The 24,938-nt window shown below is 65.3% G+C and carries 22 protein-coding genes; 5 read left to right on the top strand and 17 right to left on the bottom strand.

Going from position 1 to position 24,938, the window contains the following annotated elements:
• Both ACLBKS_RS14795 and ACLBKS_RS14800 read right to left on the bottom strand, forming a co-directional pair.
• Positions 1–741, bottom strand: a 741-nt coding sequence (locus tag ACLBKS_RS14795; RefSeq protein WP_410193580.1) for a flagellin hook IN motif-containing protein, incomplete at its 3' end; no start/stop codon positions are given.
• Positions 742–1,210: 469 nt separating this feature from the next.
• Entirely contained in the window at positions 1,211–2,719 is a 1,509-nt protein-coding gene (locus tag ACLBKS_RS14800) for a flagellin (protein WP_410193581.1), read from the bottom strand.
• A gap of 513 nt (positions 2,720–3,232) precedes the next feature.
• Between ACLBKS_RS14800 and ACLBKS_RS14805 the strand changes: the two genes are divergently transcribed.
• Both ACLBKS_RS14805 and ACLBKS_RS14810 read left to right on the top strand, forming a co-directional pair.
• Positions 3,233–4,747 (top strand): flagellin, encoded by a 1,515-nt coding sequence (locus ACLBKS_RS14805; RefSeq protein WP_410193582.1) that lies wholly within the window; start codon positions 3,233–3,235, stop codon positions 4,745–4,747.
• Positions 4,748–4,838: 91 nt separating this feature from the next.
• Positions 4,839–7,106 carry a tetratricopeptide repeat protein gene (locus ACLBKS_RS14810; protein WP_410193583.1) on the top strand — a complete coding sequence of 756 codons (2,268 nt, stop codon included), beginning with the start codon at positions 4,839–4,841 and terminating at the stop codon, positions 7,104–7,106.
• A gap of 93 nt (positions 7,107–7,199) precedes the next feature.
• Here ACLBKS_RS14810 and ACLBKS_RS14815 read toward each other — a convergent pair whose 3' ends face one another.
• The 15 genes from ACLBKS_RS14815 to ACLBKS_RS14885 all read right to left on the bottom strand — a co-directional run bounded on the left by ACLBKS_RS14815 (position 7,200) and on the right by ACLBKS_RS14885 (position 21,515).
• Complete coding sequence (locus ACLBKS_RS14815) at positions 7,200–7,853, bottom strand: hypothetical protein (RefSeq protein ID WP_410193584.1); 654 nt, start codon at positions 7,851–7,853, stop codon at positions 7,200–7,202.
• On the bottom strand, positions 7,834–8,703 hold the full coding sequence (locus tag ACLBKS_RS14820; protein ID WP_410193585.1) for an NAD-dependent epimerase/dehydratase family protein: 870 nt from the start codon (positions 8,701–8,703) through the stop codon (positions 7,834–7,836). The genes ACLBKS_RS14815 and ACLBKS_RS14820 overlap by 20 nt, the downstream gene beginning before the upstream one ends.
• A 52-nt stretch (positions 8,704–8,755) precedes the next feature.
• Positions 8,756–9,829 (bottom strand): FkbM family methyltransferase, encoded by a 1,074-nt coding sequence (locus tag ACLBKS_RS14825; RefSeq protein ID WP_410193586.1) that lies wholly within the window; start codon positions 9,827–9,829, stop codon positions 8,756–8,758.
• Between the two features lie 36 nt (positions 9,830–9,865).
• Complete coding sequence (locus ACLBKS_RS14830; protein ID WP_410193587.1) at positions 9,866–11,092, bottom strand: methyltransferase domain-containing protein; 1,227 nt, start codon at positions 11,090–11,092, stop codon at positions 9,866–9,868.
• Positions 11,089–11,667, bottom strand: coding sequence for a dTDP-4-dehydrorhamnose 3,5-epimerase family protein (locus ACLBKS_RS14835; RefSeq protein ID WP_410193588.1), 579 nt, complete (start codon positions 11,665–11,667; stop codon positions 11,089–11,091). Before ACLBKS_RS14835 ends, ACLBKS_RS14830 begins: the two co-directional genes overlap by 4 nt.
• Positions 11,664–12,758: a CDP-glucose 4,6-dehydratase gene (gene rfbG / locus ACLBKS_RS14840; protein WP_410193677.1), complete on the bottom strand. Its 1,095-nt coding sequence runs from the start codon at positions 12,756–12,758 to the stop codon at positions 11,664–11,666. The genes ACLBKS_RS14835 and rfbG overlap by 4 nt, the downstream gene beginning before the upstream one ends.
• Positions 12,755–13,528, bottom strand: a complete 774-nt coding sequence (rfbF, locus tag ACLBKS_RS14845) for a glucose-1-phosphate cytidylyltransferase (RefSeq protein WP_410193589.1) — start codon at positions 13,526–13,528, stop codon at positions 12,755–12,757. Before rfbF ends, rfbG begins: the two co-directional genes overlap by 4 nt.
• Positions 13,529–13,771: 243 nt before the next feature.
• On the bottom strand, positions 13,772–14,239 hold the full coding sequence (locus tag ACLBKS_RS14850; RefSeq protein ID WP_410193590.1) for a MarR family winged helix-turn-helix transcriptional regulator: 468 nt from the start codon (positions 14,237–14,239) through the stop codon (positions 13,772–13,774).
• Between the two features lie 38 nt (positions 14,240–14,277).
• Positions 14,278–14,730 carry a DUF4116 domain-containing protein gene (locus ACLBKS_RS14855; protein WP_410193591.1) on the bottom strand — a complete coding sequence of 151 codons (453 nt, stop codon included), beginning with the start codon at positions 14,728–14,730 and terminating at the stop codon, positions 14,278–14,280.
• 11 nt (positions 14,731–14,741) lie between these two features.
• Positions 14,742–15,518, bottom strand: coding sequence for a class II aldolase/adducin family protein (locus tag ACLBKS_RS14860; protein ID WP_410193592.1), 777 nt, complete (start codon positions 15,516–15,518; stop codon positions 14,742–14,744).
• A gap of 39 nt (positions 15,519–15,557) precedes the next feature.
• On the bottom strand, positions 15,558–16,589 hold the full coding sequence (locus tag ACLBKS_RS14865; protein ID WP_410193593.1) for a ketopantoate reductase family protein: 1,032 nt from the start codon (positions 16,587–16,589) through the stop codon (positions 15,558–15,560).
• Positions 16,586–17,362: an ABC transporter ATP-binding protein gene (locus tag ACLBKS_RS14870; RefSeq protein WP_410193594.1), complete on the bottom strand. Its 777-nt coding sequence runs from the start codon at positions 17,360–17,362 to the stop codon at positions 16,586–16,588. Before ACLBKS_RS14870 ends, ACLBKS_RS14865 begins: the two co-directional genes overlap by 4 nt.
• On the bottom strand, positions 17,359–19,218 hold the full coding sequence (locus ACLBKS_RS14875) for an ABC transporter permease subunit (protein WP_410193678.1): 1,860 nt from the start codon (positions 19,216–19,218) through the stop codon (positions 17,359–17,361). The genes ACLBKS_RS14870 and ACLBKS_RS14875 overlap by 4 nt, the downstream gene beginning before the upstream one ends.
• Before the next feature lie 8 nt (positions 19,219–19,226).
• Positions 19,227–20,258 carry a branched-chain amino acid ABC transporter permease gene (locus ACLBKS_RS14880; protein ID WP_410193595.1) on the bottom strand — a complete coding sequence of 344 codons (1,032 nt, stop codon included), beginning with the start codon at positions 20,256–20,258 and terminating at the stop codon, positions 19,227–19,229.
• 105 nt (positions 20,259–20,363) lie between these two features.
• On the bottom strand, positions 20,364–21,515 hold the full coding sequence (locus ACLBKS_RS14885; RefSeq protein ID WP_410193596.1) for an ABC transporter substrate-binding protein: 1,152 nt from the start codon (positions 21,513–21,515) through the stop codon (positions 20,364–20,366).
• A 469-nt stretch (positions 21,516–21,984) separates the two neighbouring features.
• On the opposite strand from ACLBKS_RS14885, the gene ACLBKS_RS14890 reads away from it, so the two are divergent.
• The 3 genes from ACLBKS_RS14890 to ACLBKS_RS14900 all read left to right on the top strand — a co-directional run bounded on the left by ACLBKS_RS14890 (position 21,985) and on the right by ACLBKS_RS14900 (position 24,920).
• Positions 21,985–23,130 (top strand): acyl-CoA dehydrogenase family protein, encoded by a 1,146-nt coding sequence (locus ACLBKS_RS14890; protein WP_410193597.1) that lies wholly within the window; start codon positions 21,985–21,987, stop codon positions 23,128–23,130.
• An 84-nt stretch (positions 23,131–23,214) separates the two neighbouring features.
• Positions 23,215–23,574, top strand: coding sequence for a hypothetical protein (locus ACLBKS_RS14895; RefSeq protein ID WP_276185525.1), 360 nt, complete (start codon positions 23,215–23,217; stop codon positions 23,572–23,574).
• Between the two features lie 35 nt (positions 23,575–23,609).
• Positions 23,610–24,920, top strand: a complete 1,311-nt coding sequence (locus ACLBKS_RS14900) for an aromatic ring-hydroxylating oxygenase subunit alpha (protein ID WP_410193598.1) — start codon at positions 23,610–23,612, stop codon at positions 24,918–24,920.
• Positions 24,921–24,938 lie beyond the last annotated feature (18 nt).

Here is a 24,938-nt window from a genome sequence, read left to right on the forward strand (position 1 = left end):
AAAGCTCAGCTGCGCATTGGCGCGGGCTTCGGCCGTCACACCTGTCACGGAGGTCTGCTGGTTGACCTTGGTGGCGACGGACTTGGCCGTTTCGTTGAGCACCGTGGCGATCGTCGCGCTGCCCGCGGCAGCGTTGATCGCGAAGGTCTCGGCCGCCATGGCGTTGGCACCCCAGGTCGCGCCCGAAGCCACCGTCTGGGCGTTGGTCGCCGAGTTCAGCGCTTGGTTGTTGCCGTACACGCTGGTGCGGGCGTTGGCCGTGGCCGCCACGATGGTCTGGTTGGCGTTGGCGCCAATCTGGAACTGGGCCGTGCCGAACGTACCGTCCAACAGTTTCTGACCGTTGAATTCGGTGCTGGTGGAGATGCGGTCCAATTCGGCGACGAGCTGAGCCACTTCTTGGTTCAGCGCCTGGCGGTCTGAGGCGCTGTTGGTCGCGTTGGCCGATTGCACCGCCAGTTCACGCACACGCTGCAGAATTTCGCTGGCGGCACCCAGCGCGCCTTCCGTGGTTTGCGCCAGGGACACGCCGTCGTTGGCGTTGCGAGCGGCTTGGTTCAGACCACGGATCTGGCTGGTGAAGCGATCGGAAATCGCCAGGCCAGCGGCGTCGTCCTTGGCGCTGTTGATGCGCAGGCCCGAAGACAGACGCTGGATCGCGGTGTTCAGGGCCTTGTCGCTCAAGCCTTGGTAGCGCTGGGCGGACAACGAGTTGATGTTGGTGTTGATAACGGCAGCCATTTGAAAACTCCTGTGCTTTTAGAAAATGGCACTTGCTGTATCAGCGTCGCGCCGGGGGTGGGTTGAATGCCTACTTCTCGAGGCTCTTTGCAGCACCTTGAAACCAGCTTGGCGCCTGCTTCTCGGTGTCTGCCGGGTTTTGAAACCCTTTGACCCGTTATCGCCCCGGCCCCGGTCAACTTGAACCAGGCTCCCGGACACCCTCAGCCCAGGACTGGGCTGATTTCGTCCGCAAAACGTCGCGCGATCGGCAGCGATCCGCAAAACTTGAATCTGGAAAAGCGGCGGCACAACCCCTCTTCACCGGAGATCACATCAGAGGATTCGCCGTCGGAAATAAAAAGAGCCGGTGCCCTTTCTCAGGTACACCGGCTGTCACAGGAGGGCAAGGCACGAGGCCTGCCACGGGAAAAACTACTTAAAAACACTCATGGGGCGGCGCGCGGGCGCCGCCCCAGCCTGCGGCGTATTAACGCAGCAGAGCCAGCACGCCTTGCGGCAGCTGGTTGGCCTGGGCGATCATGGCCGTGCCAGCCTGTTGCAGGATCTGCGCACGCGACAGGTTGGCCGTTTCCGCGGCGAAGTCGGCATCAACGATGCGGCTGCGCGACGAAGTCAGGTTTTCCGCCGTGATGTTCAGGTTGTTGATCGTCGACTCAAAGCGCGACTGCAGGGCACCCAGCTTGGCGCGCTCACCGCTGATGAAGGCCAGGGCGGCGTCCACCGTCTTGATCGCATCGTTCGCCTTGACCACCGAGGTCACGTCCAGGTCCGCCACCTTGTGCAGGGTGGAAGCCGTGTCCGTGCCGATGTAGGCGCCAGAAGCCGCCACCGTGGTGGCATGGCTCAGCACGAAGGACTTGTTCGAGTCGAAGGTCAGGTAACCGCTGACGATCGCGTTTTGCGCGTTCGTGTCGGCCGCCAGCGTCATCGCACTGACCGTGGCCAGGGCGCCGGCGCTGTCCGCCTTCATCTTGTTCACCGTCACGGCGCCCGCGTTCTGCACGGCGGTGTCGGAGACCATGATGTCGTTGCCGGTGGCATTGGTCAGGATGATGCCCGTGCCTGCGGAGTTCAGGCTGGCGGTCACGCCCGTCTTGGACGACTTGTCGTTGAAGGCGGAGATCGCTGCAGCCAGGCCGCTGGGCGTGTTCGCCTCAGCCAGGTTGAAGGTGATCGCCTCGGGGTTGTTGCCGTTGTCCGAACGCAGCTGCAGCGTGTAGGCGCCGGTGGCACCGAAGCTGAGTTGAGCGTCAGCGCGAGCGTCAGCCGTCACACCCGTCACGGAGGTCTGCTGGTTCACCTTGGTCGCCACGGACTGGGCGGTTTCGTTGGCGTTCACGGTGATGGCCGCGCTGCCCGCCGCTGCGTTGATGGTGAAGGCCTCGCTGGAGATGCCGTTGGCACCCCAGGTCGCGCCCGAAGCCACCGTCTGGGCGTTGGTCGCCGAGTTGATCGCTTGGTTGTTGCCGTACACGCTGGTGCGGGCGTTGGCCGTGGCCGCCACGATGATCTGGTTGGCGTTGGCGCCAATCTGGAACTGAGCCGTGCCGAAGGTGCCGTCGAGCAGCTTGGCGCCGTTGAACTCGGTGCTGGTGGAGATGCGGTCCAGTTCGGCGACGAGCTGAGCCACTTCCGAGTTCAGAGCCTGGCGATCCGAGGCACTGTTGGTCGCGTTGGCAGATTGCACGCCAAGTTCACGCACGCGCTGCAGGATGTCGCTGGCGGCCTTGAGCGCGCCTTCCGTGGTTTGCGCCAGGGACACGCCGTCATTGGCGTTGCGAGCGGCTTGGTTCAGACCGCGGATCTGAGCGGTGAAGCGCTCGGAAATCGCCAAACCGGCGGCGTCGTCCTTGGCGCTGTTGATGCGCAGACCGGACGACAGACGCTGGATCGCCGTGGTCAGGGCCTTGTCGCTGATGCCCTGATAACGCTGGGCGGTGAGCGAGTTGATGTTGGTATTGATGACAGATGCCATTGCAGATCTCCTGAATTAACAGCACTCTCATGGAAGACAGCCAGCCGCGGAGATGGCGTCTCCACAGCAAGCAACGCGGGCCAGCCCCCTTGTGCGCAACGGCCTTGGTGTTTGGCGCGAGAAACCTCATGCCAAAGACCAAACCCCCCTGCAGAGACCAGTCCTCAGCTGCAGCATCGGCCGTTAGCACCAGAAACTTTAGAACTAAAGCAGGAAAAGAGGTGCTTTTCCCTCCCTTTTTTTCACTTAAGAGGCGAATGAGTGCTCACTTTCGGGTCTTTACCCCCCTTCGGCCGGGCGGGTGCGCGTTTCGGCAGGTCTGGCGAGAACTTGAGACTTGAATTTGAAAACTGGCGGGTTTCCACCCCATTTATCCAGCTAACACCCAAGAACCCGCCACCCACAATCTTTCCCACGCAATGCCGGTTCCGTCTCATGGAGTCATGGCATGGAACCCGGCCTATCCCGTGAAGTGAGGGCCGCAACCCTGAACTTGAACTGAAGGAGTTTTCAATGGCTGCCGTCATCAATACCAACATCAACTCGCTGACCGCCCAGCGTAACCAGGGCATCAGCGACAAGTCGTTGAGCACGGCCATTCAGCGCCTGTCGTCCGGCCTGCGCATCAACAGCGCCAAGGACGACGCCGCCGGTCTGGCGATTTCCGAGCGCTTCACCAGCCAAATCCGCGGCCTGACGCAAGCCACCCGCAATGCCAATGACGGCATCTCGCTGGCCCAGGTGACGGAAGGCGCCATGAGCGCGGCCAGCGCCATCCTGCAGCGCGTGCGTGAACTGGCAGTGCAATCGGCCAACGCCACCAACAGCGCGGGCGACCGCCAAGCCCTGAACCAGGAAGTGATCCAGCTTGTCGCCGAACTGGACCGCATCGCGGCCACCACCGAATTCAACGGCCAGAAGCTGCTGGACGGCACCTTCGGCACGGCGCAGTTCCAAATTGGCGCCAACGCCAACCAGACCATCATCGCCGCCACCGCCAACCTGCGCACGGGGGTGTACGGCAACAACCAAGCCTTGAACACGGCGACCAACGCCGCGACCGTCGCGACAGGCGCGACGTTTGGTGCCAACGGCATGTCCAGCGAGGCCTTCACCATCAATGCGGCGGCGGGCAGCGCCGCCATCAACGTGGTGGCCAACGAGACCGCCAAGTCGGTCGCGAGCAAGGTCAACCAGCAAACGCCTGCCACGGGCGTCACGGCCGAAGCGCGGACCAACTCCCTGATGACCTTCCAGTCGGCCGGCGCCTACACCCTGACGATACAGTCGGACAACGGCACCCCGGAACCCGTGTCGTTCTCCGTGACCAACCCCTCGACACCCGAAGGCCTGTCCAACGCCATCGCCGCCGTCAACGAGAAGTCCTCGAAGACCGGTGTTGTGGCCGCGCTCAACGCCGCGGGCACGGCCCTGGTGCTGACCAACATCACGGGCAATGACATCATGGTGTCCGACACCTCGGTGATCAACGCTGGCAACGTGACGATCTCGAAAATGCGTCCGGACAGCAGCGGCGCCCTGTCCGCCGTCAACACGATGACGCTGACCGCCAACTCGCAAGGCGAGAACGCGATCGTCAGCGGTTATGTGACCTTTGACTCCAACAAATCCTTCGTGCTCAGCCACGCCGCTGGTGCGACGGTCGCCGCGTCCAACGCCTACGTGGGAACGGACACCCCCTCCACGCTGCACAAGGTAGCGGACCTGGACATCACCACGGTGGACAAGTCCAACGACGCGCTGAAGACGGTGGATTCGGCCCTGGCCTTCGTGAGCGGCGAACGCGCCAAGCTGGGTGCCCTGCAATCGCGTTTTGAGTCGACCGTCAATGCCCTGCAAATCACGACCGAGAACCTGACGGCCTCGCGCAGCCGCATCTTGGACGCCGACTTTGCAGCGGAAACGGCCAACTTGTCGCGCGCGCAGATCCTGCAACAGGCTGGCACGGCGATGGTGGCGCAAGCCAACCAAATTCCGCAAGGCGTGCTGCAGCTGCTGCAGGGCTGATCCCTTACCGCTCTCGGCGCCCGCGCAAGGCACGCCACACCCTCCGTGTGGTCGTGCCTTTTCTTTTGCACTTGACCCTCTAAAGCCTGCCGTGTCCGCACCCAACACTTCGCACCAAGCCGACCCCAGCGCGGTCAGGATCAGCCAAGCCTTCCTGAAGCATGACTGGGTCTCCGTCGTTCGGCTCTGCCGACAGACCCTGCGCAAGAACGGGCGTCACCTGCGTTCGCACCAGATGCTCGGCTTCGCGCTGAACCAGTTAAAGAAGACCGACCAAGCCTTGGCGGCCTACCGCCAAGCCGCGGCCATGCATCCAGAAGACGCCGAGTTGCTGATCAATTACGTGCAGATCTTGATGCAGGAAGGGCGGCCGAGCGACGCCTACCCGGTGCTGAAGAAGGTCACCGCATTGCGCCCCGACAAGGCGCTGAGCTGGATCCACCTTGCGCGCTCCTGCTACCCCATGACGCTGCACGAGGAGGGTTTGGCTGCGGCCAACAAGGCCTGGGAACTGGCCGAGTCCACTGAAGACAAACTGGGTGCGCTCAACCAGCGCGCCATCCATCGGCGCGAGCTGGGCCAGGTGCATGAAGCCGTGGAGGACTGCAAGGCGGCCATTGCCCTCAACCCCGCCGACATCGCCCACCACACCAATCTCTTGCTCTTCATGCTGGCCGACCCGGCTGCGTCGGTGCAAGACATGGCCGAGGCTGCCCGCAACTTCGGGACAACCTTCGAAGCGGCGCTCAAGCCCGCATGGCCCGACCACGCGGCGCGGCGTGAAGGCGGACCTTGGCGCCGCCTGAAGGTGGGCTTCATCTCGCCAGACTTCCACAACCACGCGGTGATGTACTTCGCGGAAGGCTTGCTCGCGCAGCTGGACCGCCGTCAATTCGAAATCTGGGCTTTTGACCTGGGCACGCTGGAGGACACCGCGGCCGAGCGGGTGCGCTGCCATGTGGACCACCACGTGAAGCTGCACCTCAAGCACAGCGTTGAACAGGCCGCGATCATCCAGGAAGCGGGGATCGACATCCTCATCGACCTGAGCGGACACACCGGCGGCAATGCCCTGCCCACCATGGCCCGCAAACCGGCGCCGGTGCAGGCTTTCACCATCGGTTACCCCGGCACCACGGGCCTGACCGCGATCGACTGGTGGTTCAGCGATGGCATCACCGACCCGCCCGGCGCCGAGGCGCTCTACACCGAGCAGTTGTACCGCTTGCCCACCCGCTGGATCTGCTACCGACCCCACAGCCGCAACCCGCTGTGGCGCTACCAACCGGCCTACCAGGTGCGGCCCACGCCCGCGCTGGCCAACGGTTTCGTGACTTTCGGCTCCTGCAACAACCTGGGCAAGCTGACCGACGAGGTGCTGGCACTCTGGGGCCGTATCCTGGCCGCTGTGCCCAATTCCCGGTTGCTGATCGAAGGCAAAAACCTGGGCTTGCCTGAGTTCTCCGCGTCCTACCGCGCCCGTTGTGAACGGCTGGGCATCGACGTGTCGCGCCTGGACCTGGTGCCACTGGACTACGCCAAGCAGTACCTGGTCTACCACCGCGTTGACATCGCCCTGGACCCTTTCCCACTGGTGGGCGGCACCACCTCGAATGACGTGATCTGGATGGGCGTGCCCCTGATCACCATGAACGGCGACGCGCTGAAATCGCGCATGGGCGTTGGCATGCTCGCGCACATGGGGCGGCACGACTGGATCGCGCGCAACCCGGACGAGTACGTGGCCATCGCGTCCCGCTTGGCCAGCGACGTCGAGTCGCTCAACCGCATCCGCCTCGGCCTGCGCGACGAGGTGGAAGCCAGCACGGTGATGCGCGAGGACGTGTACACGCAGGAAGTCGGCAATGCGCTGCGCTTCATGTGGATGCTCTGGCTCGCGGGCTCCAGCCACCCGGAATGGACACCCGAGCAGGTGTTCGCCCAGGTGGAGGCCTGGGTCGGCGAAGCGCCGACCTGGCCAGAACAAGAGTTCCAGGTCGGCGTCGCGCCCGGAGAGCGCATCCCCCTGACCAAGGCCTACGAGCGCCTGCAAACCATGATTGCCCGGGCAAAAACCGACACGGACGAAGCCCCTGCGGCGGCGACCAACCAGATCCTGAGCAAGCGCTGGTTCGAGGCCACGGTGATCGCCGAACGCATCCTGAGCGCCAAACCGCACGACGCAGTGGCGCTCACGGCCCTGGCCGAGATCGAGAACGCCCACGGCAACCATGAGTTTGGCCGGGTCTATCTCGCGGAGGCGCTGAAATCGCTGAAGCCAGCGGAACCTGTGGAGCAACTGCTGGAGCGCACGCAGCGGTACGTGCAAGCAGCGCGGGAGTACCTGGGCGAGGTCTGAATTGAACGACCGTGAGCGCCCGGACCGCACTGGTTCGGGCGCGAGCGGCTCTCGCGAGCGCTGGGCGGGTCAAAAAGCCGGGAGGCTCTGCGCTCAGACGTCGCGGAAGAAATCCGCGAGGATGTCGTGACCGGGCGTTTTGAAGACCAACCCACCCCCGCTGCCCTGGTAAGCAATGCAACCCGGCTCGGTGTCGCGATTGATCACGCTCACGCCTTGGGCGATGTAGGAGCGGTCACGCACCTGGCAACGACCAATGATGGCGGTGTTGGGGTACATGATCACCCCTTCCCCCAGCACGGGCGCGTCCCCGTGGTTTTTTCCGACGGTGGAGTTCTGGTAAAGCACCAGGTGGTTGCCATAGGTCGCCTTGGCCAGCACGATGCCCACCGAGTGACCGATGAAGAAGACCTCGGGCAACTCGATTTCGTAAAAGCAGTCGATGGCGTTGAGCACCTTGTTCAGCAGAAAGAGCTTGGTGCAGACACCTCGCACTTTCTCGCGGCGCCAGATCGTGTTCGAAAGGTAGTACAAGAAGATGCAGTACTGCGAGGAATGCAACACGTCGAACTGGCCCGGCGTCCACATGCGCACCTGGTCAATGCACCGCCCGACCCGCAGCAAGGCCTCGTCCACATGCGCATCGATCAGAGCCAAGTCCGCCTGATCGTCCAGCGGAAAAAACTGCCTGATCTGCGCCTGCACATAGGCCGCGACGCGGTTGCGTTCAAGGTTGACTATCTTCATCGTCTTTCCCAATGTTGTTCAACCACGGTCCGATCACGGCCTCTAGCCCCGCAGGCTGCCAGCCGAAGTCCTCGCGTAGCCGGCAAATGTCAACCACCGCAGAGCCCTTACCGGGGGACCCCGCGCGGAACTGCAGTTGGCGGCCGGTGCGTTGCGCCACCCAGGCGGCCAGTTGCGCGTTGCTGACGTTGTGGCCGCTTGCCACGTTGTAAACCGTCTGCGTGCCACGCAGCGCAATATCGACCAATGCACGCAGCACATCCGGCAAGTGCACGTAGTCACGCTCGGACTGAGGGTTGGAATCCACGGCCAGCACGCCACCCCGCGGGATTTGGGCCAACTGCCGCAAGAGCGCTGGCAGGAATCCGTTCGGGTCGGCCGGGCTGTCGTACACGCTGGCCAGTCGGGCCACGCGCGCGCGCCCCTGACCCAGCGCGTGACACAACGATTCACCTGCCAGCTTGGTCAGGTCGAAGAGATGTCGTGGCACCTGCGGCGCCACGGGCAGCAAGTCCGCCTCGCCCGCGAGGTGCCCCGCAGGCAGACCGTCGTACAGGCGCGTGGACGACAGGTAGACCAGCGAATCCCACTGCTCGGACTGCAGCACCCGCGCCAGCAAGCTGACATGCGCTTCCACCGTGTCGGCAGCGCGCGCCAGGTAGTCCCCGGTCAGGCCAGCGCAATAGAAGACATGGCCCAGGCGCTGTCCGTGCACGGGCCAGAGCGCGCCCTTCTCAGGCAGATGGCAGGTCCAACCTTGCGAACGCAGGTGATTCGCCAACGCAGCACCCACGAAGCCTCGACCACCGATGAGGGTGGCCACGGGCGCGGAAACGTCAGTCGTCGGCATGACTCAACCCGTCGGGACAGTCCAGCGACATGGAAACAGCAGAAGCGTCCACTCAATCCGGCATGCCATCCAGCGGATGGTGCAGGGCCGGCGATTTGTGCCGCAGCAGCTTGGGGCTGACATTCTTCACCTGCTTGAACAGCGGGCTCGCGATCGCGGCGGCATCGGCCACGGCCAGCATGTTGAAGCCGTGCGGCGGGCCTTCGAGGTAAACGCTGTCTGCGGGAATCAGTTCGATGGGCCGATCGCCCATTTCCTGGTGCGTGTTGAAGTCACGCACCGCGTACAACTGGTAGCCCGCGTTCTTGAGCAGCTTGCAGATGGGTGTGTTGGTCAGGCCCACGCTCCAGTCCACGTAGTCACGGTGCACCTCGAACACCACGGCGGGCTTGTCCTGGCCCAGCACGCGGGCAGCACCTTGCAAGGCATGCAGTTCGGCGCCTTCGATGTCCAGCATCAGCACACCAATGGCGCGCTTTTGCGCCTGGCAGTAGTCGTCGATGGTGATGGTCTCGAAGCCCTCATCCCCCGTGGCCAGCACCGCGTTGGCGAAGGAGTCGAAACCGTCCAGCTTCAGGCGTTGGCTGCTCTCGTGCCAAAGCCCCAGCTTGTTGATGCGCAGATTGTCCAGACCATTGAGCTGACCGTTGGCGGTCAGCATGGCAGCCTGATCGGTGTTGGGCTCGAAACAGTGCACCAGCCGGCCGCTGCCCTTGAGCTGCACGCCCAGCACCACGGCGTGGTCGCCGAAGTAGGCGCCGCCGATCAGCACGTCCCCTGAGCTGCGGGCAGTGAGGTGCTGCAGCAAGCGCGTGGTCTGCGGCTCCCAAACATGGCTGGGTCGCTCTTGCTCGGCCAGCAGGAAGTCACGCGCGATCTTGGTGCGGTAAAGAAAACGGAAGCGCGTGCCGTCGGCCAGCTGCTTCTCGTAAGTGTCCTGCTCGCTGTGCAGGGCATCGATGATGGGGCCGGTGATGTCGTCGCGCACGGAGGCGCCATAGCTCAGGCGGCCTTCGGCGCGCTTGAGCCAGTCCATCAGTTCAACGCGCAGGCTCGCGTCGCGGCCCAACTGCAGCAAGGCGTTCTGCAGGCGGGAGCCGCTCAGGTCACGGGGATCGTTCGCCATGGTCTATTCCTCTTTACGTGGTGATCTACAACAATTTCAGTTCACGGTCAGGCGCGGCACCGCCGTCACGAAGCGTCCACCCCATTCGCGGATGTAGCTCAGCTGGGCGGTGATCTCCGTGCGCAGGTTCCAGGGCAGTATCAGCACCAGGTCCGGCCGGTCCTGGCGCAAATGCGCCTCGCCCACGATGGGGATGCGGCTGCCCGGCATGTACTTGTCCTGCTTGGCGGGGTTGAGGTCCACCACATAGGGCAACAAATCGGGGCGCACGCCCGCGAAGTTCATCAGCGTGTTGCCCTTGGCGGCCGCGCCGTACGCACCGACTTTGCGGCCGTCCTTCTTCGCCTGCAGCAGGAACTCCAGCAGCTCGCGCTTGATGCGTTCGGCCTCGCGCTGGAAGCCTGCGTAGAAAGCGGGGCCATGAACACCCGCCTCGCGTTCACGCGCCAGCAAGGCGTCCACGGCCGGTGCCAAGACATGTCGTCCGGTGTCGGCGCGTTGGGCGTAGACCCGCAGGCTGCCACCGTGGGTCGGCAACTCCTCCACATCAAACACCTTCAGCCCGTTGGCCGCGAAGACACGCTGCACCGCAGTCAGCGAGAGGTAGGAGTAGTGCTCGTGGTAGGCCGTGTCGAACTGGCACTCCTGCACCATGCGCAAGAGGTGCGGGAATTCGAAGGTCGCCACGCCCTGCTCTTTCAGCAGGATGGCGAAGCCGCCGACGAAGTCATTGATATCAGGCACGTGGGCCAGCACATTGTTCGCTGCGGTGAGGTCGGCGCTGCGCCCCGCAGCCACAAGCTCGCGCGCCAGGGCCACCCCAAAGAAGCGCTCCACGATCTCGATGCCCAGCTTGCGCGCCGCCACCGCGGTGCTCGTCGTCGGTTCGACACCGTAGCAAGGAATGCCCGCCTGCTTCACGTACTGCAGCAGGTAGCCGTCGTTCGCGGCGACTTCGACCACATTGCTCTGCGCGCCCAGCGAAAAGCGCGCGCGCATGGCCTCCACATAAGCCTTCGCGTGCGCGAGCCAAGAGCTGGAATAGGAGCTGAAATAGGCGTAGTCGGCGTCGAACAATTGCTCGCGCCCGGCGTGGTCCTCGGTCTGCACCAGCCAGCAGCTCTCGCACACCAGCAGGCGCAAGGGGTACCAGGTTTCGGGACCGTGCAAGGCGGCCTCGGTCAGGTAGGCATTGGATGGCGGCGCGCTGCCCAGGTCGAGGAAGGGCAGGCGCAATTCAGTTCCGCAATGGCGGCATTTCATGACACTTCAACTCCAACAAAGTCCGGCGTGATGGGGGCGAAGCCCGCGTCCCTCGCCGACAGGCCCTGCACAGGCAGCGGCCAGGTGATGGCCAGGCGCGCGTCTTGCACGGGCAGGCCGTGCTCGGACTGCGGGGCGTAGGGCGCGGAATGGCAATAAATCAGTTCGGCCTCGTCGCTCAGGACCTGGAAGCCGTGGGCAAAGCCGGGCGGAATCAGCAAGGCCGAGCCGTGCGTGTCGCTGGCCTGCGGGCTCAAGCGCTCGGCGTGCCAACGCAGGAACGTGGGCGATCCAACGCGCAGGTCCACCGCCACGTCCCACACCTCGCCGCGCACGCAGCTGACCAGCTTGGCTTCCTGATGCGGCGCCTGCTGGAAATGCAGGCCGCGCACCAGCCCCCGCCCCCGGCTGAGGCTGTGGTTGATTTGCGCGATCGGCCAGACCCAACCGGCCGGTCGAAGTTCGTCCGCGCAGAAGAGGCGGGCGAAGACGCCGCGCTCGTCCGCGCGCAGGCGGCGCTGCACGCGCTTCAAACCCGCGAGCGGCAGATCGGTGAGGGTCAGGCTGCCACTCACGCCGCTGCCCTCGCTTGCACGCAGCTCCAGGCGTCCAGATCCGCCAGGCACAGCGCGCGCGCCTGAGCACCCTCGTGCAGGGCGCGGTACCAGCGCAGGGTGCGCCCGACCGACTCCGCCAGGTTCCAGCGCGGCGCCAGACCCAGACGGGTTTGCGCCAAAGAAGTGTCCAGCGCCAGCCAGCCCGCCTCATGCGGACCTTCGATGCGCTGTGCGTAATTCACCTGGCCACCAAGCCAAGCGGTCCGCGCCAAATCGATCACCGTGCGCACCGTGGCGCGCTCGTGGGGCAGGGGGCCGAAGTTCCAGGCCTGGGCCGCAGAAACATGGGCCGACGCATCGGTCCACAAGGTTTGGGCCAGCACCAGGTAGGCGGCCAGGGGCTCCAACACGTGCTGCCAGGGGCGCGTGGCCTCGGGGCGGCGGATCTCCAGGGCGCGTCCGTCCTGCCAGGCGCGCACCGCATCCGGCAGCAGGCGGTCCGCGGCCCAGTCGCCTCCGCCGATGACGTTGCCCGCGCGGGCACTGGCCAGAGCCAGGCCTTGCTCCTTCAAGAAGGCGTCGCGGTAACTGGCGATGGCCAGCTCGCAGGCGGCCTTGCTGGCGCTGTAGGGGTCGTGCCCGCCCAGTTCATCGCCTTCGCGATAAGGATGGGGCCACTCGTGATTGCGGTACACCTTGTCGGTGGTGATGCACACCGCCACCTTGGCGCCTGGGTGCCGACGCAGTGCGTCCAGCAGGTGCACCGTGCCCATGACATTGCTGGCCCAAGTCCCCACGGGTTCACGGTAGCCTTCGCGCACCAGGGCTTGGGCCGCCAAGTGCAGCACCACGTCCGGGTGACTTTCTTGCACCACGCGGGCCACGGCCTCGGCGTCGCGCAGGTCGATGACATGGTGACTCAACCCAGAGGCAACACCCGCCAGCTCGAACAAATTGGGTTGCGTGGCGGGCGCCAACGCCAGGCCCGTGACCTGGGCGCCCAGGCGCTGCAGCCACAGCGCCAGCCAGGCTCCCTTGAAACCGGTGTGGCCCGTCAACAGAACACGCTTGCCGCGCCAGAACGCCGCGTCAGGCCCGGCCTGTGTCATCGCCAGACCTTCCAAGGTGCGCGACCTTCGGCCCAGAGGCTCTCCAGCAAATTCTTCTCGCGCAAGGTGTCCATGGGTTGCCAGAAGCCATTGTGGGTAAAGGCCATCAATTCGCCGTCGGTCGCCAACCCGGTCAGCGGCTCGATTTCCCAGCTCGTGGCATCGCCAGCAACCCGCGAGATGCACTTCGGCGACAACACAAAGAAACCCCCGTTGATCAAGCCACCATCGCCTCGCGGTTTTTCCGCGAATCCCTGGACCTGCTCACCCTGCATCTGCAGCGCGCCATAACGGCCGGGAGGTTGCACCGCGGTGACGGTGGCCAGCTTCCCATGGGCTTTGTGGAAACGGATGGCCTCGGTGATGTTCACATCGGCCACGCCGTCGCCGTAGGTGAAGCAGAACGCTTCTTCATCTTTCAGATAGTCCGCGACGCGTTTGAGGCGCCCGCCGGTCATGGTGTCCTCGCCCGTGTCCACCAGGGTCACGCGCCAGGGTTCGGCATGGCGCTGGTGCACTTCCATGCGGTTGTTGGACATGTCAAAGGTGATGTCCGAGGTGTGCAGGAAATAGTTGGCGAAGTATTCCTTGATGACGTAGCCCCGGTAGCCGCAGCAGATCACGAAGTCGTTCACGCCATGCGCGCTGTAGATCTTCATGATGTGCCAAAGAATGGGCTTGCCGCCGATCTCGATCATCGGTTTCGGCTTGAGGTGGGTCTCCTCGGAAATGCGCGTGCCCAGGCCACCGGCCAAAATGACTGCTTTCATGGATTGCTGCCGTGATGTAGGTCCGACCGGGAGCGTAAACCAAGGCCGGCGCGCAGAACGGGCAAATTGTCCGGGCTAGGCGGCCTATTTCCCGCTTCTGGCGAGCCAGGACGGCGACGGGCGCACCGGGCGCTCAGGTGCGGACCCACTCAGGCCCGCATCGCCGTTGGACTTGGCGTCGACATTGGCCTTGGCGCTGGACTTGGCGCTGGACTTGGCGCTGATGCGCCATCGTGCTCAGTCTCAATAGTGACTGAGGTTGTCGAACACCTGCATCAGCATCTTGTTGAGCCGGGCGATCTTCACGGGCGTGAGCCCTTCATAGCCCTTGAGGAAGACGTTCTCGGTCGCCTTGCGCATCTCGACGATCATCTGTTCGCCCGCCTCGGTCAGCGAGACCTCGGTGACGCGGCCGTCGGCGGCGGAGGTGGAGGTGAGCACCAGTCCACGCTCCTGCAGGCGGTAGACGATCTTGGTGATGGTGGGCAACTTGACCACCGCGTGCAGCGAGATCTCCGACATGCTGGAGGTACCGTTCTCGCGCAGGATGAAAAGAATCCGCCAGGTCGGCAGATCAGCCCCCACCTTGCGCAGGGCGCGCTCCATGTGGTGGTGGTAGATGTTGTTCAGCCGGGCGACCCAGTAGAACGGGAAATCATCCTTGACGAAATCTTCGCTGGCCGGGTTGTGACGGCTCAGTTGCTTGCTCACCGGTTGCCTCCTTCAAGACGCGCTTCTTCTGTGCGCGCTTATTGTGGCTCAGCCAGAGCCTGCGCCTTGCGGGCTTCCCGCTCGCGCAAGGCCTCGGCGATCAACTCCGGAATCTCTTGGGGCATGAAGCCGCACAGCACCTGGCCGCGCACCTCGTCTCGGAACATGCGCAGCATGAAGGCCTCGTCCTCCCGCAGGCTGCGGGCCGCCAAGGCATAGACCATGAAATTGTTCTTCATGGCGGCGCGCACCACGTCACGGTCGCCGCGCAAAGACTCGGCCGCGTGCACCAAAGCCAGTGCGTCCTGGGTAACCGCCGCCAGCACCACGGGCTTGGCTGCGCGCAGGCGCTCGGAGGCGAACTCCAGTGCCATGCCGGTGGTCTGCACGGCCCGCAGGACCACCGCCTCGTCGTCGCGCCAGGCCGCGTCCAAACGGGCCAGCGCGTAGCCCTGATCGCGCACTTGGGACCAGGCCACCGACTTGTCCATGCCCTTGCCTTTCACCAGCTCGGCCCGCGCTCCGCGTGCATCTTGCGCACCATGGCCGTGAAGAACTGCTGGGCGAAACCGCTTTCGCTGATCAGCTGGGCGGTCAGGTCGCGGCACTTGGTCTTGATCTCGGGCGACAGCGGCACGTCTGGCCCCGGCAGGGCGCCCGCGGCGCACTGGATCTCGACCGCACGCTGCACGGTCCAGAGCAGAAAGAGGGTCTTGGCGATGGACGCTTCCGCCACCGCGATGCCGTGGTTGCGCAGCACCAGCACATGCTTGTCGCCCAGGCTGGCGATCATGCGACCCTTTTCCTCGGCGAAGAGGGTGATGCCCTCGAAGTCGTGGTAGCCCACGCGGCCGTAGAGCTGCGCGCCGTAGAAGCTGTTGTGGTCGATGCCGCCCTGCTTTTGCACCACGGCCGACACCGGCGTGGTGTGGGTGTGGATGACGCAATGCACATCCTCGCGCGCGCCGTGGATGGCCGCGTGCAGGGCGAAACCGGCCGGGTTGCCGTCATACGGCGAGTCCTCGATCTTGTGGCCGTTCAGGTCCACCTTGATCAGGTTGGCCGGGGTGATCTCGGTGTAGTTCAGCCCGAAAGGGTTGACCAGGTAGTGGTGCGCCGGGCCGGGCAAGCGCGCCGAGATGTGGTTGAAGATGGTCTCGGTCCAGCCGAAGTAGTCGATCAGGTGGTAGCACTCGGCCAGTTCGCAGCGCAACGCCCATTCCTCGTCGGAGAGGTGAGCAGGCTTGAACAAGGTGGGGGTTCGGGGGGTCAGGTCCATGGGGTACTCCTGGTGGTGGCTTTGCAAGCCTTCTAAGGATCAAGCGGCGGCGAGCTGAGGCAGGGGGCTGGCCACTTCCTCGCGAAAGTGAGCCAGGGCAATCATGCGCGCAGTCACGGGCATGGCAATGTCCTGAAGTCGCGCGAGTTCCAGCACCGCGTCGCCGATGGCCGCCAACTCCAGCGGTCGGCCCGCCAAGTGGTCCTGCAGCATGGAGGTCCGGACAGCCCCCATGGCCGCGCCCTCGGCAATGAACGATGCGGGGTCAAACGGGATGCGCGCGCCATAGGCCGCGGCCAGGGCCAGCCCCTCCTGCAGCATGCGCCGAACGATGGGCAGCAGGCGGGCGTCACTGTAGATGGCGTCCAGCGTTGCGCCGCTGACCACCGACAGCGGGTTGGACGTGAGGTTGGCCAGGATCTTGGTCCAGAGCGTGTCGCGCAGCGCGGGCACGCAGCGCGCCTCGATCCCAGCACGACTCAGCACCTCGGCCAGCCGCTGCATGCGCGGGCCGGGCGCGCTGTGGTCGATCTCACCCAGCACGATGAGCAAGGGGTTGTCGGACACGGCCTGCGCCGGCCCCGTGCGCTCGGCGGTGATGAAGGTGACGGCGCCCAGCAACTGCCCCGGCTCCAGCGCGTTCAGCAGCACACCGCCCGGGTCCACCGCCTGCACAGGCTGCCGCCCCCAAGGCCCCGGCTGTCCCTGGAAGAACCAGAAAGGCACGCCGTTGACCAGCGGAATCACCAAGGTTTGCGGGCCGACCATGGCCCGCGCGGCCGTCAGCAAGGACGCCAGATCCTGCGACTTGCTGCACAAAAAGAGCACGTCCTGCACGCCCAGCCCGGCCGCGTCGTCGGAGGCGATCACCTGGGCCCGCAATCGCTCGCCACGGCGGTGCAAGGTCAAACCCTCGGCCTGCATCTGGCGCAAGGTGGCGCCACGCGCCAGCACCCGCACCTGCGGCCCGCCCGGCTCCACGCGGGCCAGCAAGGTCGCCAGCGTGCAGCCGATGGCGCCCGCGCCGGCCACGCCGATGCGCAGGGCTTCGTTGCTCGGGGTCAGGCTCATGTGGACAGCAACTCCTGATGCCGGCCGGCCGCGCCCAGGTAGGCCTCGACCACGCGCGGGTCATGCGCGAGTTCACGGGCCGGGCCCTGCATGGCCACGCGGCCGAGTTCCAATACATAGGCGTAGTCGGCCACCTTGAGCGCGGCGCGCGCGTTCTGTTCCACCAGCAGGATGGACACGCCACGCTCACGCAGTTGCACGATGATGCGAAAGATGTCGCGCACGATCAGCGGCGCGAGCCCCAAAGAGGGCTCGTCCAGCATCAGCAGGCGGGGCTGGCCCATCAGGGCGCGGCCCAAAGCGAGCATCTGGCGTTCGCCTCCGGACAAGGTGCCGGCTTCCTGCCGGGCGCGTTCCTTCAGGCGGGGGAACAGGCCGTAGACCTCCTCCAGAGCGGCCTGCCGCGCCGCGCGCGACTGGCCCCGCAGACGAAAGCCACCGAGCACCAGGTTGTCCTGCACGCTCATCTGGGCGAACAACGCGCGGGTTTCGGGGACCAGGGCCATGCCACGCGCGACGTGCTGCTCGATGTCGCGGCCCGCGAGGTCTTCGCCATCGAACAGCACCTGGCACTCGCCGCCCCGGATGGGCAGCAGCCCCATGAGCGCGGCCAGCGTCGTGCTCTTGCCCGCGCCATTGGGGCCGATCACGGTGACGATCTGGCCCTGACCGATCTCCAGGTGGATGTCGGAGATGGCTTCGATGCGGCCGTAAGCGGCGCTGAGATGGCGCACGCTCAGCAGCGGCCGTTGGCTTGTCTGGTCTGTGTTCATTCTCCCCCCCCACCCACATCCGCACCAACATCTGCACCCACATCCGCACCCAGGTAGGCCTTGAGCACGGCCGGGTCGCGCTGGATGGCCTCCGGCAATCCTTCGGCGATCTTCTGGCCAAACTCCATCACCACGATGCGGTCGACCAGACCCATCACGAAATCCATGTCGTGCTCGACCAGGAGCACAGCCACGCCCTCGGCACGCAGCTTGCGGATCAACTCGGCCAGCGCTTCCTTCTCCTTGAGGCGCAGGCCCGCAGCGGGCTCATCCAGCAGCAGCAGGCAGGGGTCGGCGCAGAGCGCTCGCGCGATCTCCAAGACGCGCTGCTGCCCGAGGGCCAAGCTGCCCGCGGGACGGTCCAGGAACTCGCCCAGACCCACGCGCTCCAATTGCGCACGCGCCTCGCTGAGCAGGCGGCCTTCGTCTTCGCCGTCCAGCCGCAGGGCCGAGGCGAACACGCCCTTGCGACCACGCAGGTGCGCGCCCAAGGCGGCGTTCTCGAGCACGGTCATCTCGGGCAGCAGCTTGACGTGCTGGAAGGTGCGCGACAGCCCCGCAGCCGCCAGCAAGCGCGGGCTCTGCCCGTTGACGCGGTGACCCCGGAAAATCACGTCGCCTTCGTTGGGCGCCATGACCCCCGAGATCAGGTTGAACAAGGTGCTCTTGCCCGCGCCATTGGGGCCAATCACGGCCATGATTTCGCCCGCATCGACCTGCAAGGACACCGCGTTGTTGGCCACCAAACCGCCGAAGCGCTTGGTGACACCGCGCACGTCCAGCACACGCTCGCCGGGGTTGGGGCGCGCACGCCGAGGCAGGGGCGGCACAGGCATCGACGCATCCGGTGCCGGCAAGCGGGTCGCGTGCCGCGGCCCGAGTTTCAGGCCCCGCGCCAGCAGCGTCGACAGCGCGCCGTAGACACCGCCCGGCCAGCGCTGCATCACCAGCACGACCAGCAAGCCAAACACAATGCTTTCAAAATTGCCTGCGCGCCCCAGCAGCAGAGGAAGCAGGTCCTGCAGCCATTCGCGCAAGAGCACAACGATGCTGGCGCCGATCAGCGCGCCCCAGAGGCTGGTGACGCCACCGAGCAGGGCCATGAACAGGTAGTCGATGCCCGACTGCACATTGAAGGGCGCGGGGCTGACGAAGCGCTGCGTGTAGGCATAGAGCCAGCCCGAAATGCCCGCCAGTCCCGCCGCGATCAGGAACACCACCATCTTGGCGCGGAAGACGTCCACGCCCATGGAGGTCGCCATCTCCTGCCCGCCGCGCAGCGCGCGGATGGCGCGGCCCATGCGCGACTCCAGCAGGTTGCGGATCAGCAGCGCGGCCAGCAGCACACTGCCCCAGATCAGGTAATACATGCGCGGCCCGTCGCCGAACACCACACCCGCGATCTTGAGCGGCGGCAGGTCGGCGATGCCGGTGTGGCTGCCCAGGCTCTCCAGCGTGCCGAACAGCGAATACAGCGACATGCCCCAGGCGATGGTGCCCAGCGGCAGGTAGTGGCCACTGAGCTTGAGCGTCAGCAGACCCAGCACGAAGGCGAAGGCCAGCGTGATCAGCAGGCCCAGGCCCAGCGCGATCCACGGGATGCCCGCCATCGCACCAAGGTTGAGCACCGAAGGCCCAATCAACGCCGCCGTGGTGTAGGCGCCCAGGCCCACGAACGCCGCTTGGCCAAAACTCGTCATGCCCGCGACACCGGTCAGCAGCACCACGCCCAGCGTGGCCAGCGCGTACATGCCGATGTTGTTGAGCACCGTGATGTAGAAGGAAGAGGACAGCAGCGGGAGCACCAGCAGGACCGCCAGCCCGACGCCGATGAAGGCGCTTGAACGTCGTGACATGAACATGGTCAGTGCTCCTCCTCGCGACCGCCACTCTTGAGCGAACGCCAAAGCAGGAAGGGCAGGATCAGCGTGAACACGATGACCTCCTTGTATTCGCTGGCCCAGAAGGTCGAGAAGGATTCGACCAAGCCCACGGCCAAGGCGCCCAGGGCCGCGACCGGGTAGCTCACCAAGCCGCCGATGATGGCGCCCACGAAACCCTTGAGGCTGATGATGAAACCCGAGTCGTAGTACAGCGTGGTCAGCGGCGCGATCAACACACCCGAGAGCGCGCACATGAAAGTGCCCAGCGCGAAGCTGACCTTGCCCGCGAGCACGGGCGAAATGCCCATGAGCCGCGCACCCAATTGATGGATGGCCGTGGCGCGCAAGGCCTTGCCATAGAGCGTGCGCTCAAACATGGCATACAGCCCGCCGATCAGCACCAGCGACACCACCAGCACCCAGATCGTCTGGCTGGCGATGCTCAAACCGCCCAGATCGAGGCTGAACTCGGAGAACGGTGCGGTGCGCGAACCCTCGGCCCCAAAAACCAGCAGCCCCACACCGAGCAGGCTGACGTGCACCGCGATGGCGATGATCATCAGCAGCAGACCCGAGACATGCGCCACCGGTTGGAAAAACAAGCGGTACATCAAGGGCCCCAGTGGGGTGATGGCGGCCAGCGTCAGCACGGCTTGCAGCAGCATGGGCAATCCATGCAGCGGCAACCACGCCAAGGCCGCCACCAGGCCCAGCCCATACACAGGCCAAGCCAGTGACGTCCAGCGCCAGGGCGCGCGTCCCCGCAAGGCCAGCCCCACGTCGGCCAGCGTCCCCAGCAAGGCCAGAGCCAACACGAGCCAGCCAATCAACACGGGCCGCTCGGCCTGCATGGCCGCCATGGTCAGCGCGCTGAAGGCGACGAACTCCCCCAAGGGGATCAAGAGGACCCGGGTCACGGAAAAGACCAGGATGATGGCCAGGGCCACGAGCGCGTAGATCGCGCCGTTGCTCACGCCGTCCTGGCCCAGCAGGGCAATGATTTGCAGGTTCATTGGGGGGCGATCGGAACAGAGACCCGTTGCCACCGGCCACTTCGCCCGAGCGTCGCGCGGGCGAGTGGGACGGGAGCGCCGCGTCGATTCGGCGGTCTTTCGTCTTTACTTCACGAGGCGCCAGGCGCCGTCCTTGACGGTGATCAGCTCGCGGCCACGCGCGTCAAAGCCGCTGTGGTCGGCCGCCGTCATGGTGTAGACCCCCTGGGTGCCGGGCAGGTCCTTGATTTGCTCCAGCGCGTCGCGCAGGGCCGCGCGGAACTCCGGCGTGCCGGGCTTGGCCTTCTTGGCCGCGACGGGAATCGTGGCTTGCAGCAGCAGACCGGCGTCGTAGACGTTGGCGCCAAAGGTGGCGGGCTCCGCGCCGAACTTGGCCTTGTAGTCGGCGATGTACTTGGCGGCGATCTTCTTGGAGGGGTGGCTGTCGCTGACTTCGTTCATCACCAGCATCAGGCTGGCGGCCAGCACCGTGCCTTCCACCTTCTTGCCACCGAGCTTGATGAAATCGGGCAAGGCCGCGCCATGCGTCTGGTAAATCTGCCCTACGTACTTCTGGTCCACCAGGGTGGTTTGCGGCAGCACCGAGGAACTGCCCGGCGCGGCGATCAAGATGGCGTCGGGCTTGGCGGCGATCAGCTTGATCGACTGCGCCGTGACCGAGGTGTCCTGGCGCTGGAAGCGTTCGGAGGCGATGACCTTGATGCCCGCCTTCTCGGCCAACTCGGTCGTCACGGTGAGCCAGTTCTGACCGAAGGGGTCGGCCAGGCCGAAGAAGCCCAGCGTCTTCACGCCCTTGGACTTCATGTGACCGACCAAGGCCTCGGCGATGATGTCGTCGTTCTGCGTGGTCTTGAAGACCCACTTCTTGGGTTCGGTCATGGGCAGCACCACGGCCGCGCCACCGACCGGCGCCAGCATGGGCACACCCGCTTCGGCCGCGATCTGGATCACGCCCATGGCCGCGGGCGTTCCGCTCGGGCCGATGATGGCGTCCACGCCGTCGCCCACCAGCTTCTTGAAGGCCGTGACGGCGGCCGTCGGATTGCTCGCGTCGTCCAGCGAGATGTATTCCACGCTCAGTCCGCCCACCTTGGTCGGCAGCAGTTCGATCGAGTTCTTCTGGGGGATGCCCACCAGGGCCACCGGGCCGGTGGACGACGTCACCACGCCGATCTTCACCTGGGCCTGTGCGCCCGCCGCCATGCCCACGCCCACCGCCAAGGCGGCCAGGGCGCTCACCATCCGCTTCATCACCATATCCATACTCCAAATAAGCCGGCCGCCCAAGGTCGCTACGCACCGGCCTGCCTCAGGCCAGCACCCCCGGCCTGAGCAGTCCGGCGGACGAGGGCAAAGTCTTCAAGCATCTTTCATGCCACCATTCACTTGAATCGTGAATGAATATTTCATGCAATTGAGGCACTAGAAAAGCGACTTGCCGGCCCGCACGCGGTGCGCACGTTTGCGTGGCGTCGCGCGCCAAAAAAGCGGGCAGGCCGCCCCCATCAGGTGCCTGGCGCGCCGACAACTTCTTGTTTTTTCAGGAAGTCAGCCAGAAAAGCTGGCCCACTAATTGCTCAACTCCTGGTCAAACGAAGGTTTTGAACCTTCTTACTCTTTGCGCTGTCAACTTTTTTATTTAGTTGAAATTTCACATGAACTACTTAGGCAATCTGATGGGAAGCAATTCCAAGCACATCTGATTTGCCACAGGAGCACCAGGACCATGACCACCCGTTCCCCGGACACGCTGCAAGGCCTGCTGACCGACATCCGCGCTCGCGCCGCGGAATTCGAGCGCCAGCGCCACATTTCGCCCGACGTCATCGAGGGCTTCAAGCGCCTGGGTGTCTACCGCGCCCTGTTGCCCAAACGCCTGGGCGGACTGGAATGGAGCGCGCGCCAGTTTTGCGAGCTGATCGAGACCATCGCCGAAGCCGACGGCTCGGCGGGCTGGGTGGCCAGCTTTGGCATGGCTCCCACGTACCTCGCCGCGCTGCCGCCCACGACCTTCGAACAGATCTACCGCAACAACCCGGACACGGTGTTCGCGGGCGGCATCTTCCCGCCCCAACCCGCCCCGTACGTGGACGGTGGCATCGAGGTGAGTGGACGCTGGAGCTTTTCCAGCGGCTGCATGGGCGCCAGCGTGCTGGGCGTGGGCATCAGCCCGCGCCAGGCGAGCGCGGAGGGCGCTACCACTGCCGGGCTGCCGCGCATGGCCGTGCTGCCGCGGGCCAAGGCCACCATCGTGGAGACCTGGGACGTGAGCGGCCTGGCGGGCACCGGCAGCCATGACCTGGTGGTGGACAAGGTGGTCGTGCCCGAGGACTGGACCTTCGTGCGGGGCGGCCCGTCCCGCCAGAACGAGACCATGTTCCGCTACCCCACGCTGGCCTTCGCGGCCCAGGTGCTGGCCGTGGTGGGCCTGGGCATCGGCCGCGCCGCCATCGAAGAACTGCGCCGCATGGCGGGTGGCCACAAGGCCGTGACCGGCGCGCCCAGCCTGGGCGACCGGCCTGCCACGCAAGCCAGCCTGGCCCGCAACGAGGCGCAGCTGCGCTCGGCGCGGGCCTGGTTCTACACCGCCATCGACGAAGCCTGGGACAGCCTGCTCAAGGGCGACCCGGTCTCGCCCGCGCAGACCAGCGCGCTGCGCCTGTCGGCCGCGCACGCCGCGCGCACCGGCGCCGAGGTGGCGCGCGACATCCAGATGCTCTCGGGCATGGCCGGCATCTACAACGCCAGCCCCATCGCCCGCTGCGTGCGCGACGCCAATGCCGTGACGCAGCACGCCTTCCTGGGCGACATCGTCTACCAGAACGCCGGGGCCATGGCCTTCGGCCGCGATCCCCTGCCGGGTTATCTGTGAAGCGGCGCCGCGCCGGCACGACACCCGCCCCGACACCCTGATTCTCAAGCTTCCACGCCACGCACCTCACCGAAAGGAAACACCATGAGCGACAAAAAACCCCTGCGCGTCCTGCTTTGCATGGGCGTGAACCAGAACTTCTTCGACGCCACGCCCGCCGAGCAGAAGGAGGTGTGGGTCGCCACGCTGGCCATGTACAAGAGCCTGACCTCGCTGCCCGGCGTCAAGGTGCTGGGCAACTTCGACGACGACCGCATCCAGGTCGGCGCCTCCACCGAAGCCCCGTGGACGACCTATTTCCTCTGCGACTTCCCCGACTACGACACCGTGGTGGCCGCTTGCAATCTGTGGCGCACCACGCCGGTGGGCGATGGCACCTACAAGTTCTGGAAGTACGCCAAGGTCGAGGCCCGCATCGGCCGTGAACTGGAGTTCCCGGTCTGAGCCCCACGCATCCCACGTCATCAGAAAACAAGCCCATGAGCACCGTCATCCCCATCCAACCCGCGACGTCCCCTGCGGCAGCCGACGCCGCGCAGACTTCGTGCATTCCCTACACCGAACTGGTGCAGCCCGACCGCGTGCACACCTCGCTCTACACCAACCCGGCCATCTTCACGGAAGAGATGGACAAGGTCTTCTATTCGAACTGGATCTGGGTCGGCCACGTGAGTGAAGTGCCCGAGCCAGGCAGCTTCAAGTCCACCTGGATCGGCCAGCAGCCCGTGGTGCTGGTGCGCGACCGCAAGAAGGAACTGCATGTGCTGCTCAACCGCTGCCGCCACCGTGGCGCCACGGTCTGCGAGCACAAGAAGGGCAAGACCGCCAGCTTCGTCTGCCCTTACCACGGCTGGGGCTACGGCCTGGACGGTGCGCTGCGCGGCGTGCCGCACCCGGAGAGCTACGGCGACACGCTGGAGAAAGACAAACTCGGCCTGGTGAGCCTGCGCGTCGAGCAGTACGCAGGCATGGTCTTCGCCACCTTCAAGGACGACCTCATGCCCCTGGCTGAGTGGCTGGGCCCTGCCAAGAAGTGGATGGACCTCTTCATGAAGCAAGCCGGCGGTTACCCGGTCAAGGTCGCAGGCGAGCACCGCTTCACCTTCCCCGGCAACTGGAAGATCCAGCTCGAAAACACCACGGATGCTTACCACTTCCCCCTGGTGCACAAGAGCTTCCTGAGCTCGCTGGACGAACAAGCCAAGAAGACTTTCGACTTCGTGGCCGGTCCGGGTTACGTGGAAGACCTGGGCAACGGTCACAGCGTGATGGTGATGATCCCGGAACTGATCGACCTCGAAGCTGACCTCGACAAACCCATCCCCGACCGCTTCGCCGAGCTGGCCCAGGCCCTGCGCGACGAAGGTCATGAAGAGCAGAAGGTGCGTCGCATCGTGCGCGCCGTGGGCGGCACCGGCTTCAACCTCAACCTCTACCCCAACGTGGCCTGCTCCATGGCCTTTTTCCGCGTGCTGCGTCCCATCTCGGTCAACGAGACCGAAATCCACCACGCCGCCATCGTGATGGACGGTGGCCCGGCCATCGCCAACCAATACCGCCTGCGCCTGCACGAGCATTTCCAGGGGCCCATGGGTTTTGGCACACCGGACGACGGCGAGGCCTGGGAACGCGTGCAGAAAGGCGCCAACGCGGGCGAAGACCTCTGGATCATGGTCAACCGCGGCCTGCCCGGCGAGAAACCCGGCACCGACGGCCCGCGCGGCGACGTGAGCGCCGAGACCGGCATGCGCGCGGCCTACCGCCAATGGCTCAAGTCCATGACCGCCTGAGCCTGGCCCGACAAGGAT

It is taken from the genome of Hylemonella sp. W303a, from assembly GCF_046452315.1.
Taxonomy (GTDB): domain Bacteria; phylum Pseudomonadota; class Gammaproteobacteria; order Burkholderiales; family Burkholderiaceae_C; genus Hylemonella.

Coding starts and splice junctions, on each gene's coding strand:
- ACLBKS_RS14800 (WP_410193581.1), bottom strand. CDS start 2,719: ATGGCATCTGTCATCAATACCAACATCAACTCGCTCACCGCCCAGCGT.
- ACLBKS_RS14805 (WP_410193582.1), top strand. CDS start 3,233: ATGGCTGCCGTCATCAATACCAACATCAACTCGCTGACCGCCCAGCGT.
- ACLBKS_RS14815 (WP_410193584.1), bottom strand. CDS start 7,853: ATGAAGATAGTCAACCTTGAACGCAACCGCGTCGCGGCCTATGTGCAG.
- ACLBKS_RS14820 (WP_410193585.1), bottom strand. CDS start 8,703: ATGCCGACGACTGACGTTTCCGCGCCCGTGGCCACCCTCATCGGTGGT.
- ACLBKS_RS14825 (WP_410193586.1), bottom strand. CDS start 9,829: ATGGCGAACGATCCCCGTGACCTGAGCGGCTCCCGCCTGCAGAACGCC.
- ACLBKS_RS14830 (WP_410193587.1), bottom strand. CDS start 11,092: ATGAAATGCCGCCATTGCGGAACTGAATTGCGCCTGCCCTTCCTCGAC.
- rfbG (WP_410193677.1), bottom strand. CDS start 12,758: ATGACACAGGCCGGGCCTGACGCGGCGTTCTGGCGCGGCAAGCGTGTT.
- rfbF (WP_410193589.1), bottom strand. CDS start 13,528: ATGAAAGCAGTCATTTTGGCCGGTGGCCTGGGCACGCGCATTTCCGAG.
- ACLBKS_RS14855 (WP_410193591.1), bottom strand. CDS start 14,730: ATGGACAAGTCGGTGGCCTGGTCCCAAGTGCGCGATCAGGGCTACGCG.
- ACLBKS_RS14860 (WP_410193592.1), bottom strand. CDS start 15,518: ATGGACCTGACCCCCCGAACCCCCACCTTGTTCAAGCCTGCTCACCTC.
- ACLBKS_RS14865 (WP_410193593.1), bottom strand. CDS start 16,589: ATGAGCCTGACCCCGAGCAACGAAGCCCTGCGCATCGGCGTGGCCGGC.
- ACLBKS_RS14870 (WP_410193594.1), bottom strand. CDS start 17,362: ATGAACACAGACCAGACAAGCCAACGGCCGCTGCTGAGCGTGCGCCAT.
- ACLBKS_RS14875 (WP_410193678.1), bottom strand. CDS start 19,218: ATGTCACGACGTTCAAGCGCCTTCATCGGCGTCGGGCTGGCGGTCCTG.
- ACLBKS_RS14880 (WP_410193595.1), bottom strand. CDS start 20,258: ATGAACCTGCAAATCATTGCCCTGCTGGGCCAGGACGGCGTGAGCAAC.
- ACLBKS_RS14885 (WP_410193596.1), bottom strand. CDS start 21,515: ATGGTGATGAAGCGGATGGTGAGCGCCCTGGCCGCCTTGGCGGTGGGC.
- ACLBKS_RS14890 (WP_410193597.1), top strand. CDS start 21,985: ATGACCACCCGTTCCCCGGACACGCTGCAAGGCCTGCTGACCGACATC.
- ACLBKS_RS14895 (WP_276185525.1), top strand. CDS start 23,215: ATGAGCGACAAAAAACCCCTGCGCGTCCTGCTTTGCATGGGCGTGAAC.
- ACLBKS_RS14900 (WP_410193598.1), top strand. CDS start 23,610: ATGAGCACCGTCATCCCCATCCAACCCGCGACGTCCCCTGCGGCAGCC.